This is a genomic window from Vibrio furnissii CIP 102972 (genome assembly GCF_000176175.1).
GTDB lineage: Bacteria > Pseudomonadota > Gammaproteobacteria > Enterobacterales > Vibrionaceae > Vibrio > Vibrio furnissii.
In genome coordinates, this window is the sequence record NZ_ACZP01000014.1 from 712,357 (window position 1) to 728,146 (window position 15,790).

Consider the following 15,790-nt stretch of genomic DNA (forward strand, 5'->3'; position numbering starts at 1 on the left):
ATTGAAAGCATGATCAAACCCTTCCCGATCAATGATCATGACAATCACGAATCAATGATCAACGAATTCCCTAAACCATGATCAAGGTGGACGCACACCTTATCCACAACCCCCTGATTCATCGTCGAGTTCTTCTCCCCTATTGACGGGCTGTTTTGTCGTTTCATCGACACATGGGGTCGGAAACATGATCAAGAGAAGCGCTGAAAAGGCCATTTTCGTACAAGATTCCATCGTTCGCGCAGTTGGTCTGCATGTTGACTGACGAATGCCGTGATACAAGGCACAAACGACGAATTGACGAAAGCATGATCATGGTGAATGGCAGGCTAGGCCTGTTGGTTCAATTGGCGCTTGCGGCGGGCCAATGACACAGCGAATTGCCCACAAGCCCTATTCTGTCTGACATCGTCCGTAATTCAGCGCGAAATTTACATGCTTCCGGCACGCATGATCTCTTGATCATTGATCCGATCTTGGATCATTTTGAAACAACGGTTCGGCGATGACGTGTGATGCGTTAAAATCCCTTGATCATTCTTCCTTTGCGATAGATTTCAAACGGAAACATGATCATGAGAGTACCCTTGATCATGCTTTCGGCAGAGCTCTCTTTGGATCAAATCAGTATAGCGTATGGCATGAGTGTGTATGGATGCGCCACCATGTTGATGAAATGCAACGAGTGTTACGAAATGGAGATTGAAATGACACGCGCCGTAATTTAACCACTTGACTTAATCGTTCCGGTGGGAAATCGAGATGATGTTATCCACGAGGTGGTTCATGAGGTTTACAATGTAAATAAGTGACGATGTAACATTTAAAATCTGACGCAGTTTGAGAGGATTTATCCGCTGAGTTTTGGGGCGGTTTATTCAGCAAATCTTCATGATTCAATGAATTTCGTGTTAAAAATCTATTTAATGTGATTTTTATCTAAAATTGTCTGTTCACCTTTTTGTTGTATATGGTTAATATTGCTGTACTATTTGCTGATAGGCACTAATTACGGAATTTGGCTATGAAAAGAGAACAAACCATAGATAATCTCTATACGCTCGCTGAACTGACTCAACAGGTTCAAGCGGACCGCATTGAGATTGTATTGGAAGAGCGTCGTGATGAGCATTTCCCTCCGATGTCGAAAGCCTTAATGGAAACCCGTTCAGGACTGACGCGTCGTAAGCTTGATGAAGCCATCGCCAAGATGGAAGAAGCAGGGCATCAATTTACCAAAAACAACGCGAACCATTACTCCATTTCTTTGGCGGAAGCGCACATGCTCATGGATGCGGCGGGCGTGCCTAAATTCCATCAGCGTAAAAAGAATACTGAAAACAAACCGTGGATTATCAACGTCCAAAACCAGAAGGGCGGCACCGGTAAATCGATGACGGCTGTGCATTTGGCGGCTTGCTTGGCGCTGAATCTCGACAAGCGTTACCGTATCTGCCTGATCGACTTGGACCCGCAAGGGTCGCTGCGTTTGTTCTTAAACCCACAAATTAGCTTGGCTGAACACAGTAACATTTATTCTGCCGTCGATATCATGCTGGATAACGTGCCGGAAGACGTTGAAGTGGATAAGGCGTTTTTGGAAAAGAACGTCATGCTGCCAACACAGTATCCTAACTTGAAGACCATCTCTGCGTTCCCAGAAGATGCCATGTTTAACGCCGAAGCTTGGCAATACCTGTCTCAAAATCAGTCGCTGGATATCGTGCGTCTGCTGAAAGAGAAGCTGATTGACAAAATCGCTGACGAATTTGACGTGATCATGATTGATACCGGCCCACACGTGGACCCGCTGGTTTGGAACGCGATGTATGCGTCGAATGCTTTGTTGATCCCATGTGCGGCCAAGCGTCTGGACTGGGCGTCAACCGTGAACTTCTTCCAACACCTGCCAACCGTATACGAGATGTTCCCGGACGATTGGAAAGGGCTGGAGTTTGTACGTTTGATGCCGACCATGTTTGAAGACGACAACAAGAAGCAAGTCTCCGTGCTGACGGAAATGAACTACCTGCTGGGCGATCAAGTGATGATGGCAACCATTCCCCGCAGCCGCGCCTTTGAAACGTGTGCCGACACCTATAGCACTGTGTTTGACTTAACCACCAGCGATTTTGAAGGGGGTAAGAAAACCTTGGCCACCGCGCAAGATGCGGTACAAAAGAGCGCGCTGGAACTGGAACGCGTACTTCATTCACACTGGACTTCACTTAATCAGGGGTAAGTAACACATGGCAATTAAAACGTCGGATCTGAACGCAAAACTTTTTGGCAAAGCGGACAAGCGTCGTGCGTCAACCCCACAGGAAGCGCAGGCGGCCGCGAAGGCCCAAGCGCAAGTGATTGAGCTGTCTGTGGCTGGTGAAGAGCTGGTGACGTTTGAACTGGTGCGTATTCCGGCCGCAGAAGTGGCGACACGCACCACGGTGTTTGCGGAAAATGCCCGTGAACAAGCTTTTCTCAACGAACACGCACTGTCGGACGTGCTGAGCACACTGCGTGAGCGCGGTCAGCAATACCCAGCCGTGGGCCGCAAAACGGCCGATGGCAAAATCGAAGTGCTTGATGGTAGCCGTCGTCGTAAATCGTGTATTTTGGCCAATCAGGAGTTCCTGGTTTACGTCGCTGACAACATCAATGGCGAACATGCGAAATTCCTGTCGGATGTCGCGAACGCACACAAACCGTTGTCGCTGTACGAGAAAGGGCACGAAATGCAGGCCAAACTCGATAGCGGTGAAGCGGAAGATCAAAAAGCGCTCGCGAAAATGTTCCAATGCAGCGAAGCGTTGGTGAGCGGCGCGTTGAAAGCTGCGGCATTGCCCCTTGAGCTGCTGCAAGCGTACCCGAATGTGGTTGAACTGGGCCGTCCGACCATCGTGAAGCTGCACAAGCAGTTCAACGATTTGAGCGCCGAGCAACAAACGGAGTTGCTCAATAAGTGCCATCAGGCGGAAGGTTTGGTGTGGCAGCGCTGCCAATCACAAGGCGTGGCTCGTATCACCAAAGAGGTGACTGAGACGATTGAACAGTGGATTGCGGAGTTGGTACCGCCAAAACGCGCGGTCAGCAACAAAGTCGATTTGGTCAAAGGGCGTGTCAGTTACTCGCGCAAAGGGTCCAATTTGGCGCTGAATCTGAAAAAAGTCGATGACGCGCTGATGAAAGAAATTCTCGCCTTTGTCGAACAAAAACTGAGTTAAACAAAAAGCCCGCATTCGCGGGCTTTGTATTTTCTATTCCTAAACCACCTGTTATGCCGGTGGTTTTTTACTGCTTATCGCAATTATTGGTTTCTTAGGCGCTGCCAGTATTTCTCATAAATAGCCAGGGCTTGGGGGCCAACATCATTGATGAATTCACCCTTCGCCATGTCCTCTTCTGCAGGGAAAATGGTGGCGTTATTGCGCAGCGCTTCAGGCAGTAACGCGCGACCACTTTTGGTCGCTGAGGCGTAGCCAAGGCTGTTCACGATCTCCGCTTGGTTTTCAGGTTGGTACATAAAGTTAATGAACTTGTGCGCCAACGCTTTGTGCTCGCTACCCGATGGAATCGTGAAGTTATCCATCCACAACACCGCGCCTTCCGCTGGCATCACGAATTTCAGCTCTGGCATTTCTTGTTGGCCCTGATACGCGTTGCCATTCCATTGCATGCCCAGTGACGCTTCGCCGGACACATACGGTACGTGCGGTGCATCTGAGTTGTAGAGCAGCACGTTATCTTTCAGCGCCGCCAGCGACTGATACGCTTGCTCAATTTCTTTCTCGTTCTTGGTGTTGATGCTGTAGCCGTTGAGTTTCAGTGCCATACCAAACACATCGCGAATGTCGTCAATCAACATCACTTGCTGTGCGTATTTGCTGTTCCACAAATCTTTCCACTGGGTAATGCCTTCCGGAATCATGGCTTCGTTGTAGCTCAGACCAGTAACGCCCCAGATATACGGCAGCGAATATTTGTTTTGTGGATCGTGCGCCTGGCCGAGTAGGGAAGGCATCGTATCTTTCATGTTGGGGATTTGTGCGTGGTCGAGTTCAGCCAACAGGCCTTCACGGCCCATCTTTTCGATAAAGTAAGCTGATGCAAACACCACGTCATAACCGCCGCCTTTCAGAAGTTTGAGTTTGGTGTACATCGACTCATTGTTCTCAAAGGTTGAATAGTTAATGGTGACGCCTTCTTGCTGCTCAAATTTCTTCAGTGATGCTTCGGGCAGGTAACCTCCCCAAGCGTAGACATTCAGCGTTTTTGTCTCTGCATTCACTTGGCTAGAAGCGACCACTGCAGCGAGTACCAATCCTTTGATGAAATTTTTCATTGTATTTTGATTCCTAAAGGCCAGCACCACGCTGGATTTCGCATGCATCATTAGTGAAATGAGAAGCGCAATAAAGCAAATATAATTTGTCGTTATGGAAAAAGATTTTAGCCTTCAAATGACGAATTTGGTGCAACCGCGCGCAGGCTAATCAGGACGGAATATGGCGCAGGTGCACGCCTGTGCTACCATGGTGCAATGGCAACAACTCACGGTTTTTTATGGCAAATCCAACCGCAACTATTTTGCAATTTTTTGATCAGCTTCAGCATTTAGCCGTCACGTGCAATGGCCGTTTCGGTGTGCGTCTACAAGGAACACTGGAATGGCAACACGCCGTTGTAGATGCATTGATGCAGCAGCTCGCAAGCGATAGCACAGTGTTTCAATTGGGTGGCATGGCTCGTGCGGGCGTAACGCCAGTGGCATTCAATAAAGGTCAGTATCTCTTGGGGCGTGAATGCCAATGGCTGATTTGCGATGTCAGCGAGGGATTTGATGCCAACAGCTTTAGCGCTGCGTTGGGAACATTGACCGGCGGTGGTCTTTTGCTGCTGATTGGCGATCAAGTGGTGAGCGAAAATCCAGCTCAGCAATGGCTGGCCGCCGCGTTTGCAGAATTACTGCAAGTCACTCCAACTACGCTGGCGTCTTTGCCGCCAGTACCGATGTCGCCGAAGGTCGACGTGGCTGCGCCTGAAGATGCCTTTGCTCAGCAAGCCGAAGCGATTGCACAGGTTGTCCGTGTGGTGGAAGGGCATCGTAAACGACCGCTGGTGCTGACGGCTGATCGCGGGCGAGGTAAAAGCAGTGCGTTAGGGATCGCTGCGGCGCAATTGATGCAGTCCCGGTCGTTGAACATCATCGTGACGGCTCCCACACTGGCCAACGTTGCGCCGCTATTTCAGCACGCTGCGCGATGTCTTCCGTTGGCGCAGGCATCCAAAGGTGCGCTGCATTATCAGGCATCGCAACTGCGTTTTATGGCGCCGGATGAGATTATCTTGCATCAGCCAGAATGTGATGTGTTATTGGTTGATGAGGCGGCAGCGCTGCCGTTACCCATGTTGATGACTTTTGTTGAGCGTTATCACCGCGCGGTGTTCTCGACCACCATCCACGGCTATGAAGGGTGTGGGCGAGGATTCACGTTGAAGTTCCAACAGTGGTTGCAACAGCAGCGACCGCAGATGCGCACGTTGCACCTTGACCATCCGATACGCTGGAGCCCTGATGATTCGCTGGAAGCATGGCATCGGCGCGCGTTCTTACTTGATTCTGATGTTGCATTGTTGCCCCGCGATCTCAACCTGACGTCACTACGCTATCAAGCCATTCCCCAAGCTGAGTTACTTCAGCAACCCGCTTTGCTGGCTGACATCTTTGCCTTGCTGGTGAACGCCCATTATCAAACATCGCCCAATGATGTGCTGCACCTTCTGGGAGACGATGCGATGTGCGTGTTCGTTGCGCGCGCCGACGAGCGCGTAATTGGCTGCATATTGGCGGTGCGGGAAGGGGGATTGGATGACACATTGATTGAACAGATTCAGCGCGGACAACGTCGCCCTAAAGGTCATCTTGCACCGGTGACGTTAGCCAATCAACTGGGCATGGCCGTTGCTGCTCAGCAAACGTGTTTGCGGATCATGCGCATTGCCATCCATCCTCAGTTACAGCAGCGCGGTGTCGGTTCGTCTTTGTTATCGAACTTTGTGGCGAGTCATCCTGCTGATTACTACGCCACCAGCTTTGGCGCCACCTCTGAGCTGGTTCGCTTTTGGCAGCACAACCAATTCTGCGCCGTCAAAATCGGCTCGCAGCGCGACCAAGCCAGCGGCTGCCACTCCCTGTTGATGATTCAACACCATTCACAACCTTGGGTGGAAGAGGCGACGGCGCAATTCCCGATTCATTTGAGCTATGAACTCAGTGAGACGTTACGAACGTTAACGCCTGCATTGGTGCGTCAGTTAATGAGTCACGCCAAAACGCCAGTCACAACGACCATCCCGCTGACGTTATTGCAGCACTACGCCAATGGCGGCGCAAACTATGAAAGCGTTGCCGCGTGGATTGAACAACTTTTACTGAGTTTGCGCGCAGAACAATGGTTAGCGGTGTCGGATGTATTGATTGCCAAAGTCTTACAACGACACACTTGGCAAGAATGTGCCAATGCATGTGATGGTTCGGGCCGAAAACAAATCGAAGCCAAAATTCGTGAATCACTCGCTAAGTTACTGACAAATTTACAGTGTAAAACGTCGCAATGAGATCGGTTTGAGTGGGGCTGATTTACAGTGTAAATGCTTCCCTCCGCGCTTCCATGTCAAAAAAGTCCTATGTATTACTTCACTTTCGTAGGGCTTTTTCTTTTTCGTTACCGCCCAAAAAAATCCTTTAGATTAAGTGCCTTATCTTCTCGTCTAACTCAAAAGTTGTATTGACCAGAGAAATGAATCCCTATTATGCAATTTGCTAATTAAGCATTCCTTTCTACACTCACAAAAGAAAAAAAGGAACCTTCATTAGCGCACAATGACAAGGAATTCGGCTTGTGTTCACCTTAAATGAGAGTCTGGACATCAGCAATGTGGTTGATTGCAAAGTCCAATATCAAGAATGGCTGCAACAAGCCACCCCTTTGGTCATTGATGCCACGCATGTGTCACGTGTGGACGCAGCGGGCATGCAGCTTCTGGTCTCGTTTGTTGAGTCTGCACGTTTGGCAGAGCGCGACATCCGTTTAGAAAACATCTCTGAAGCGTTACAGGAAGGCATCGATGTGCTGGGCCTTGAGCGCTGGTTTATGGAATCTCAAGATGCAACAAGGAAGACGTAATGACAAAAATTCTCGCTGTAGATGACTCCATTTCTATTCGTCAGATGGTTAGCCACACCCTTAAGGATGCAGGGTATGACGTCGAAACTGCCAATGATGGTCGCGAAGCCCTGACCAAAGCGCAGAGCACCAAATTCGATGTGGTGATTTCCGATGTCAACATGCCCAACATGGGCGGCTTTGAATTGGTCAAAGCGATTCGCGGTAACCCACAATACAAATTTATTCCCATCCTCATGCTGACCACAGAAACCAGCATGGAGAAAAAACAAGAAGGCAAACTGGCGGGCGCGACCGGCTGGCTCGTCAAACCGTTTAACCCGGACACGTTACTAAAAACTCTAAAACGCGTGCTGTAATTTTTGCTTCGACTTGGAAGTGTTGAAACTCGATAACGTCAATTGGCAGGACTGCATATGGCTTTAGACATGGAACAGCTGCGTAAGATGTTTTACGAAGAATGTCGTGAAAATCTTGAAGTGCTGGAAAATGTGCTACTCCATCTTGACCCACAAGAGGGAGATCACGAAACCATTAACACCATTTTTCGCGCCGCTCACTCCATCAAGGGCGGGGCCGCGACCTTCAATTTGCTTGATATCAGTGAGTTCACTCATTCGGTCGAAGCCTATCTCGACAAAGTTCGCAATCAGGAAACACAATTGTCAGCGCAAAGCGTGGATGTGCTGCTGAAAAGCTGCGACGTGATTCGAGATATGTTGGAAGGACACGAAACCGGATCGGATGTCGATGTTGACTTGAAAGCCTCGGTAAGTCATCAGCTTGCTGCGTTACTTCAGGCCGTTGCTGCCCCTGACGCTGCGGCGCAACCTGTGAGTGACCAAACTTCAGATGAGGCGTGCGATGAGGCCTTAGGCCCTTGGATGGTGGGCTTTGTGCCTCATCAAGAACTGTTTTTTAGCGGCAACGATCCGCTGCGCATTTTGCGCGAGCTGCATGAGCTTGACCCGCAATGTGAGATTGAAGCCGATGCCTCTGCACTGCCGGAGTTGCTCGAAATGGAAGCCGAGCTTTGCTACCTCGCGTGGCGAGCACGTCTCGATGGGGCGGTGGAAGAGGCGGCCATTCGTGAAATCTTCGAATGGGTGGAAGATGAGTGTGATTTGCTTCTGACGCGAACGCCCGTTGATTCATCCCTTGGTGCGGATGAGGTGAGCGCGAAGGCGAGCGATACAACTGACCCTTCGGCAACAGAGACAGCAGCGCCTATTCAAACCGGCCATGCTGCACCTTTACATGACGCCAACCTGCCCAAAGCCAGTATGGACGATGGGCGATGCCACGATACTTCCCTGAGTGAAACAAAACGCCCCGAAACGCAAAGTCAGGAAAGCAAAGAGAAAGCGCCGGTGAAAGCGGCGAAATCGGAGTCGAGCGTGACGTCGATTCGGGTCGATATCGATAAGGTCGACAGCCTGATTAACCTTGTTGGGGAGTTGGTCATCACCCAATCGATGCTGACTGAAATCGGCCACGACTTCTCGATGGATAAACTGGAAAAACTGCAAGCGGGGCTCGCGCAGCTATTGCAAAACAGCAAAGACCTGCAAGAAAACGTGCTCAACATTCGCATGTTGCCGATGAGCTTTGCGTTTAGTCGTTTTCCTCGCTTGGTGCGCGATTTGTGCGGTCGTCTGGAAAAGAAAGTCGATTTGCAGATCCAAGGTGAGAATACCGAACTGGATAAAACCGTGCTCGAACGCATTGTCGACCCATTGGTGCATTTAGTGCGCAATGGCATTGACCATGGGATTGAGCGTCCGCAGCAACGTTTGGATGCAGGCAAACCGGAAATGGGGCTGATCGAACTCGACGCCTATCATCAGGGTGGCTCCATCATCATCGAAGTGAAAGACGATGGTGCGGGCATTGACTGCGATCGCGTATGGCGCAAAGCGGTTGAAAAAGGGGTGTTACCGGCCGACTCCCGCCGGGATGAAATTTCAGATAAACAAGTGCTCAACCTGATTTTCGCGCCCGGTTTCTCGACCGCCGATCAAGTGTCTGACATTTCCGGTCGTGGCGTCGGCATGGACGTGGTGAAACGCAACATTGAAGAGCTGGGTGGCCACATTGAAGTGGAATCAAGTCTTGGTAAGGGCAGTCACTTCACCATCAGTTTGCCGCTCACGCTCGCCATTCTCGATGGTCAACTGGTGCGTGTCGGCAGCGAAGTCTACATCATTCCTCTGCTGACCATCGTGGAATCGATTCAAATCAATCCATCATGCGTCAAGTTAGCGTCCGGCGGCGTTGAGTTGTATCGCCTGCGGGACGAGAACATCCCCATTTTACGTTTGCAAGATGAACTGGAAATGGGCAGCAGTGGCGCGCTCGGCAGACGGCTACTTTGCTTTGTTGAAGCGGCGGGCAATCGGGTTGGGCTGCTGGTCGATGAACTGCTCGATCAACAACAAGTGGTGATCAAAAGTCTCGAATCGAATTACGCCAAGGTGGCCGGTATTTCTGGCGCCACCATTTTGGGCGATGGCTCTGTGTCTCTGATTTTAGACATTCAGGGATTGATTACCACGTATATGAAACGCCGCAGTCTCGGTGGCCAAAAAGGCATGGCCGCCTAGTTGTGAAGGAGAGCGACGAATGGATATCGAACACGCACACCCACTTCAACATGAATCAATGGTGCACGCTGCACTGATGGCCAGCCACGATGATTCGTCACGTGGCGCCGATTTTCTCAGCTTTCGCTTAGCCAATGAACTCTATGGCGTCGCGATTCGCGACGTGGAAGAGATCCGCGTGTGGGAGCATCCTACGCCGATTCCCCGTTCCCCCCATTTTGTGAAAGGCGTGATCAATCTGCGCGGCATGATTGTGCCGATCATGGATTTGCGCCTGCGTTTTGGCTTAGGCACCAATGACTATTTACCGACGACGGTGGTGCTGGTGCTGCGCAGTGATGTGGGCGATCACGCACGGCTGATGGGGTTGGTGGTCGACGCGGTCAGCGATGTGATTGGTCAAGGCGATAACGACTTATTTCCCCGCCATTGGCGAGACGTCCGTGGCGCCGTATCTCCAAGGATTACTGAACGTTGGCGAGGAAGTGATGTCGCTGCTCGATACCGATTCACTGCTGGATATTGCCCGAATTTTGGGCGAGGAGGCGTGATGGCGGCGCAAGAGTTTCTCAGTTTTGTCTTGGATGAAGATGAGTACGGCGTGTTGATTCTCGATGTGCGCGAAGTCCGCGGCTGGAATGACGTGCGCTCGGTACCCAATTCGCCAGACTACATGATCGGCGTGCTGGATATTCGCGGGGAATACGTCCCGATTGTCGATTTACGCATGCGTTTTCATCTGTCGCCTGCACAGATCACGGCCACCACCGTGGTGGTGGTACTCAACGACAGTCAGAAACGCCCGCTGGGGCTGATTGTGGATGGGGTCGCGGAAGTGTACGAACTGCATCCGGAGCAGATCAAACCAGCCCCACATTTATCGAGCGCAGCAAAACAACAGTTTATTAAAGGCATTGCCGCCGTCAAAAGCGGTCATTTGATTTTGATTGATATTGAGTCGCTGTTTGACGTGGCAGAACTCAATCACCACACCATTGAAGAAGCAATCATGTGAGGGAACACTCATGGCATTTTGGAATCGCAACCCCCAAAAAGAACAGCACTATGTCGCACCTGCGGCCGACTCATTGCTTGATGAGTTTGAAAACGAGGCCGAGAAGGGAATTTCCAATCAGCAGCTTCTCTCCGCACTCAATGCGGCGCAGACCGCACTGATGATGATCGACCGAGATTTTAAAATTACCTATCTCAATAAGCAGTCGATGAATTTGCTTCAGCAACATGAAAGTTTGTTCAAATCGGTGTGGCCCAATTTTCGCGCCGATGAAGAATTTTTGATGGGTTACTGCATCGATAATTTTCACGGCAATCCAGCGCATCAACGCCAGATGCTCTCCACGCCCGCCAACTTGCCGTACGTGACGACCATCGATATCAAAGGGGTCAAGATTGAACTCAACGTCGGGGCGATTATCGACCAAAACGGCATTTACATCGGCAACACGCTGGAATGGCAAGACGTGACTGCGCTGCGTCAGCAGGAAAATGAAGTGGCGCGTCTGCGGGCGGCGATTGATCAGGCGCAGACGGCGATGGTGATGATCGACCGCGATTTCAACATCACTTATATCAACACAGAGACACTGACGCTGTTTCGCAAGCATGAAATGACGCTGCGCACGGTATGGTCGGGCTTTACCGCGTCGTCGGAATGGTTGATGGGACGCTGCATCGATGAGTTTCACCGTAATCCAGCGCATCAGCGCAAATTACTCAGCGATCCCAATAACTTACCTTACAGCACCGACATTACGATTGGCCCGTTGAAAATCGAGCTCAACGTCGCGGCGATTTTCGACATCAGCGGTGCCTACATTGGCAATACGCTGGAGTGGCGCGATGTCACCGAAGAGCGGGCCAAAGAGACCGAAATTGGCCGTTTGGCGTCGGCCGTAGAGGGCATGACCACTAACCTGATGATGGCCGACCAAGAAGGTATCATTCAATACCTCAACCCGTCGTTGGCGGCATTGCTGCGCAGTCGAGAAAGCGAATTGGCGCAGGCGTTTCCGGGCTTTGAGGTCAGCAAACTGGTTGGACGCAGCATTGACACCTTCCACAAAAATCCGTCCCATCAGCGCAGCATCATCAGCAATCCGGATCGGCTGCCATTCAGTTCGAACATCAAAGTGGGCTCATTAGAATTTAACCTCACTTGCATCGCGATGCGTGATGGCAAAGGCAACTATATTGGCCCGGCGCTGCAATGGGTGGATATCACCGAACAGCGTGATGGTCAGCGTCAGGTGGAAAGCCTGATTCAAAAAGCGATTGATGGCGAGCTGCACGAACGCATTGATACCTCAGTTTACAACGGCTTTATGCGCGAACTCGGTGATGGCATTAACAACCTATTGGATACCTTGGTGGAGCCGCTGGGGCAGTGCATTGATGTCATGAGTCAAGTTGCCGAGGGTAACCTCAACAACCAGATGCCGCACGAACATCAGGGTGAATTTGGCCGGTTGGCGGAAGCGGTGAATACCTCCATCACCAACATACGCGCCATGGTTGACAAGATCACCAAATCCTCGGCGCGGGTGGCAACGGCATCGACTGAAATTGCCGAAGGAAACAACGACTTGAGCCAACGTGTTGAAGCGCAAGCCTCCAATCTGGAGCAAACGGCGGCCAGCATGGAACAGATGACCGCGACAGTGCGCCAGAATGCCGACAACGCAAAAGACGCCAACGGCGTGTCCACCGATGCCGCGAAAAAAGCGACGCGAGGCGGCGAAGTGGTTGGGCAGGCGATTAACGCCATGGGTGAAATCAACACTGCCAGCAAGAAAATTGCGGACATCATTGGCGTGATTGACGAAATCGCGTTCCAAACCAATTTGTTAGCGCTGAATGCCGCGGTTGAAGCGGCGCGTGCAGGTGAACAAGGTCGTGGTTTTGCCGTGGTCGCGGGCGAAGTTCGCAACCTTGCACAGCGCAGTGCGGCAGCAGCAAAAGAGATCAAAGGCTTGATCAAAGACAGCGTGGAGAAAGTGGACGAAGGATCGCGCTTGGTGAACGAATCGGGATCCACCTTGAATGAGATCGTAGAAGCAGTCAGCAAAGTGTCGCATTTGATCGGCCAAATCGCGTCGTCCAGCATCGAACAATCGACCGGGATTGATGAGATCAACCGTGCAGTGACGGCAATGGATGAGATGACGCAACAGAACGCGTCGTTGGTGGAAGAGATTTCCGCGGCCAGCCAATCACTGAAAGATGAAGGCAAAGAGCTGTTGAATCTGATGAACTTCTTTACCACCGACAGCAACATCACCACGTTCGAAACACGCAAGTCGACCGCACCCGAAGTGCCCAAGCAATCGAAACGCAGCAATGTTAGCGACCTGCGTTCACCGGGCAAAGTGGCGAATGCCCGGCTCGATTTGAACGACGATGGTGATGAGTGGGAAGAGTTTTAACAAGGGACTCAGCGATGTTGGCTTTGAATGAACAAGAATTTGAACTGACGGACAAAGATTTCAAGTTCATCCAGTGGTTTATGCACAAACGGGTTGGCATTTATCTGTCTGACCGCAAGCGAGCCATGGTTTACGGGCGTATTAGCCGTCAGATGCGCCGCCGGGGCTTGAACCGCTTTGCGGAATATCGTGCGTTGATTGAACACGATGAGCAGGAATGCATTCACTTTATTAATACGCTGACCACCAATAAGACCCAATTCTTTCGCGAATATCATCATTTTGAATTCCTTGAAAAAGTGGTGGTGGAGGGGTGGCGCAGCTTGGGCAATCACAACATCAACATTTGGTCGGCAGGCTGCTCGACGGGCGAAGAGCCGTATAGCGTGGCGGCGTCTTTGCTGATGTCGGGGACGTTCGACTTTGCGGAATCCGTTAACATCTGGGCGACAGACCTCGATACACAAGTGCTGGATCACGCGCGTCGCGGCATCTATTCGCAAGACGCGCTGGCGAGCATTCCGAAGCCGTACCTCAAGCCCTGTTTTCTACGCGGTAAAGGTGACCAAGCTGGCAAGATCAAAGTGGCGCGCAAGTTACAACAATTTGTGCAGTTTCATCAGTTAAATCTGGTCGATCACTGGCCGATGCGCGATGAATTCGATCTGATCTTGTGCCGGAATGTGATGATCTACTTCGACAAACCGACACAAGAGCTGTTGATCACGCGGTTCCATGATCGACTCAAACCTGGCGGCGTGTTGTTTCTGGGTCATTCTGAAAGCTTGGGGCGTTGCAGTTCGATGTTCCACCATTTAGGCCAGACGATTTACGTCAAGATGTAGCGCAGCATGATGGATAGCCCAGCCACCACGACAATCAAAATGGAGAACGTGAAATACGATCGTTTTCCCAATTTAAAACCCAACATGCCGTGGGTTAAAGTGCTGCCGGGCGGTGTTTATGCCACAGCGCAAGAGGAGATCATTTGTACTGGGCTGGGTTCGTGTGTGTCGGCGTGTATCTGGGATGAAAAAGCGGGCGTGGGTGGCATGAATCATTTTTTGCTGCCGTTTGATACCAGCGCGCAACTGCATCATTGGAAGCCCAACGAGATTCTCTCGACGGCTTCGCGCTATGGCTGTTATGCGATGGAGCTGCTGATCAACCAACTGATTAATATGGGGGCTGATCGGCGCGGCTTGAAAGTGAAGTTGTTTGGTGGTGCCCAATTGATGGGTTTTCAATCGTTGATTGGGATTAAGAACGTGGAGTTTGTGCTCGATTACGTCAAACGCGAGCACCTCAATGTACAAGCACAGGATTTGGGTGGGTCTGAGCCGCGACGTGTCCTGTTTGATCCCAAAAGCGGCAAGGTGTGGATTAAGCGTATTCCATGCGCTGAGGTGACGGCCATTCGACGTCATGAAGCGCGTTATTCGCATCAACTCGATCAAGCCACACATGCCGAGTTGACCCCAGTGGAGCTGTTTGAATGAGCAAAAAGATCAAAGTGTTGGTCGTGGATGATTCGCCGGTGTTTCGCGCGCTGCTGATGCAATTGATTGATTCAGATCCGGATCTTGACGTGGTCGCGGGCGCTGAAGATCCCTATCAAGCGCGTGAACTGATCAAACGCCACAACCCGGATGTGCTGACGTTGGATATTGAAATGCCCAAGATGAATGGGGTGCAATTTCTGCGCAATTTGATGCGTCTGCGTCCGATGCCGGTGGTGATGATTTCCACCTTGGCGCAGCATGGTGCAGACGCCACATTAGCCGCCTTGGAGCTTGGCGCTGTTGACTATTTCCCCAAGCCGTCGGTCGACAACACCGCCGACATGGTCAATTACAAAACGTTGGTCAACGAGAAAATCAAAATGGCGGCGGGCGCAAATGTCGCCACTGCCACCAAAGCGGTTTCGGCGCCTCCGTTGCCGTTCACGGCGGGGGAGACGCGTATCCAACTGCTCGCGATTGGCGCTTCAACCGGGGGGACGGAAGCGGTGAAAAGTGTGCTGTCGGCGCTGCCCGCCACGTTGCCACCGATTGTGATCACGCAACACATCAGTGCCATGTTTACGCCATCATTTGCCAAACGCTTGGATGATCACAGCGCCATCAGCGTACAGGAAGTCACCAGCGGCCACACGTTACTGTTGGCAGGACACGCGTATTTGGCGCCGGGCGATCGCCACATGGTGGTGGTCAAACGCGGCGCGCAGTTTTATGCCGAATTGGATGACCGCGGCCCGGTCAATCGTCACAAACCGTCCGTGGATGTGATGTTTGATTCGGTGGCAGAAGTGGCGGGCGATCGCGCCATCGGCGTGATTCTGACCGGCATGGGACAAGATGGCGCGCGAGGTATGTTGCGAATGCGCCAACAAGGGGCTCCGACGGTGGCGCAAGATGAAAAGAGCAGTGTGGTGTGGGGCATGCCGAGAGTGGCGGTTGAACTCGGCGGCGCGCTCGATGTGCGCGCGCTCAATGCGGTGCCGCAATGGATCTGTGAACAAATACAAATGCACAAAAAATGACGTTGGATGTGGTGCCCA

The 15,790-nt window shown here is 51.4% G+C and carries 12 protein-coding genes and 1 pseudogene; 12 read left to right on the forward strand and 1 reads right to left on the reverse strand.

Translation table 11 applies throughout. The annotated features are described in order from the left end of the window. Nucleotides 1–1,024 precede the first annotated feature (1,024 nt). On the forward strand, nucleotides 1,025–2,242 hold the full coding sequence (locus VFA_RS13420) for an AAA family ATPase (RefSeq protein ID WP_004727384.1): 1,218 nt from the start codon (nucleotides 1,025–1,027) through the stop codon (nucleotides 2,240–2,242). Nucleotides 2,243–2,249: 7 nt separating this feature from the next. After that, nucleotides 2,250–3,221, forward strand: a complete 972-nt coding sequence (locus VFA_RS13425; protein WP_004727385.1) for a ParB/RepB/Spo0J family partition protein — start codon at nucleotides 2,250–2,252, stop codon at nucleotides 3,219–3,221. An 83-nt stretch (nucleotides 3,222–3,304) separates the two neighbouring features. Here the strand turns inward: VFA_RS13425 and VFA_RS13430 are convergent, their stop codons facing one another. Further along, nucleotides 3,305–4,339 carry an ABC transporter substrate-binding protein gene (locus VFA_RS13430; RefSeq protein ID WP_004727386.1) on the reverse strand — a complete coding sequence of 345 codons (1,035 nt, stop codon included), beginning with the start codon at nucleotides 4,337–4,339 and terminating at the stop codon, nucleotides 3,305–3,307. 221 nt (nucleotides 4,340–4,560) lie between these two features. Here VFA_RS13430 and VFA_RS13435 point away from each other — a divergent pair, with 221 nt between their 5' ends. The 10 genes and pseudogenes from VFA_RS13435 (at nucleotide 4,561) to VFA_RS13475 (ending at nucleotide 15,772) form a co-directional block, all read left to right on the forward strand. Next, the gene (locus tag VFA_RS13435; protein WP_004727387.1) at nucleotides 4,561–6,615 is read left to right on the forward strand and encodes a tRNA(Met) cytidine acetyltransferase TmcA domain-containing protein; all 2,055 of its coding nucleotides are present in this window, start codon (nucleotides 4,561–4,563) and stop codon (nucleotides 6,613–6,615) included. A 284-nt stretch (nucleotides 6,616–6,899) separates the two neighbouring features. Continuing rightward, nucleotides 6,900–7,184 (forward strand): STAS domain-containing protein, encoded by a 285-nt coding sequence (locus VFA_RS13440; RefSeq protein ID WP_004727388.1) that lies wholly within the window; start codon nucleotides 6,900–6,902, stop codon nucleotides 7,182–7,184. Beyond that, entirely contained in the window at nucleotides 7,184–7,543 is a 360-nt protein-coding gene (locus VFA_RS13445; protein WP_004727389.1) for a response regulator, read from the forward strand. The genes VFA_RS13440 and VFA_RS13445 overlap by 1 nt, the downstream gene beginning before the upstream one ends. A gap of 57 nt (nucleotides 7,544–7,600) precedes the next feature. Then, on the forward strand, nucleotides 7,601–9,787 hold the full coding sequence (locus VFA_RS13450; RefSeq protein WP_038151788.1) for a chemotaxis protein CheA: 2,187 nt from the start codon (nucleotides 7,601–7,603) through the stop codon (nucleotides 9,785–9,787). 58 nt (nucleotides 9,788–9,845) lie between these two features. Continuing rightward, nucleotides 9,846–10,338, forward strand: a pseudogene (locus VFA_RS23225) (chemotaxis protein CheW). Beyond that, nucleotides 10,338–10,802 (forward strand): chemotaxis protein CheW, encoded by a 465-nt coding sequence (locus tag VFA_RS13455; protein ID WP_038152282.1) that lies wholly within the window; start codon nucleotides 10,338–10,340, stop codon nucleotides 10,800–10,802. Before VFA_RS23225 ends, VFA_RS13455 begins: the two are co-directional and overlap by 1 nt. Nucleotides 10,803–10,812: 10 nt before the next feature. Then, on the forward strand, nucleotides 10,813–13,230 hold the full coding sequence (aer2, locus tag VFA_RS13460; RefSeq protein WP_004727392.1) for an aerotaxis transducer Aer2: 2,418 nt from the start codon (nucleotides 10,813–10,815) through the stop codon (nucleotides 13,228–13,230). Nucleotides 13,231–13,244: 14 nt separating this feature from the next. Beyond that, entirely contained in the window at nucleotides 13,245–14,075 is an 831-nt protein-coding gene (locus VFA_RS13465) for a CheR family methyltransferase (protein WP_004727393.1), read from the forward strand. Between the two features lie 6 nt (nucleotides 14,076–14,081). Beyond that, a complete protein-coding gene (locus tag VFA_RS13470; RefSeq protein ID WP_004727394.1) occupies nucleotides 14,082–14,729 on the forward strand; it encodes a chemotaxis protein CheD in 648 nt (215 codons plus the stop codon). Then, complete coding sequence (locus VFA_RS13475; protein ID WP_004727395.1) at nucleotides 14,726–15,772, forward strand: protein-glutamate methylesterase/protein-glutamine glutaminase; 1,047 nt, start codon at nucleotides 14,726–14,728, stop codon at nucleotides 15,770–15,772. The genes VFA_RS13470 and VFA_RS13475 overlap by 4 nt, the downstream gene beginning before the upstream one ends. Nucleotides 15,773–15,790: the final 18 nt, after the last annotated feature.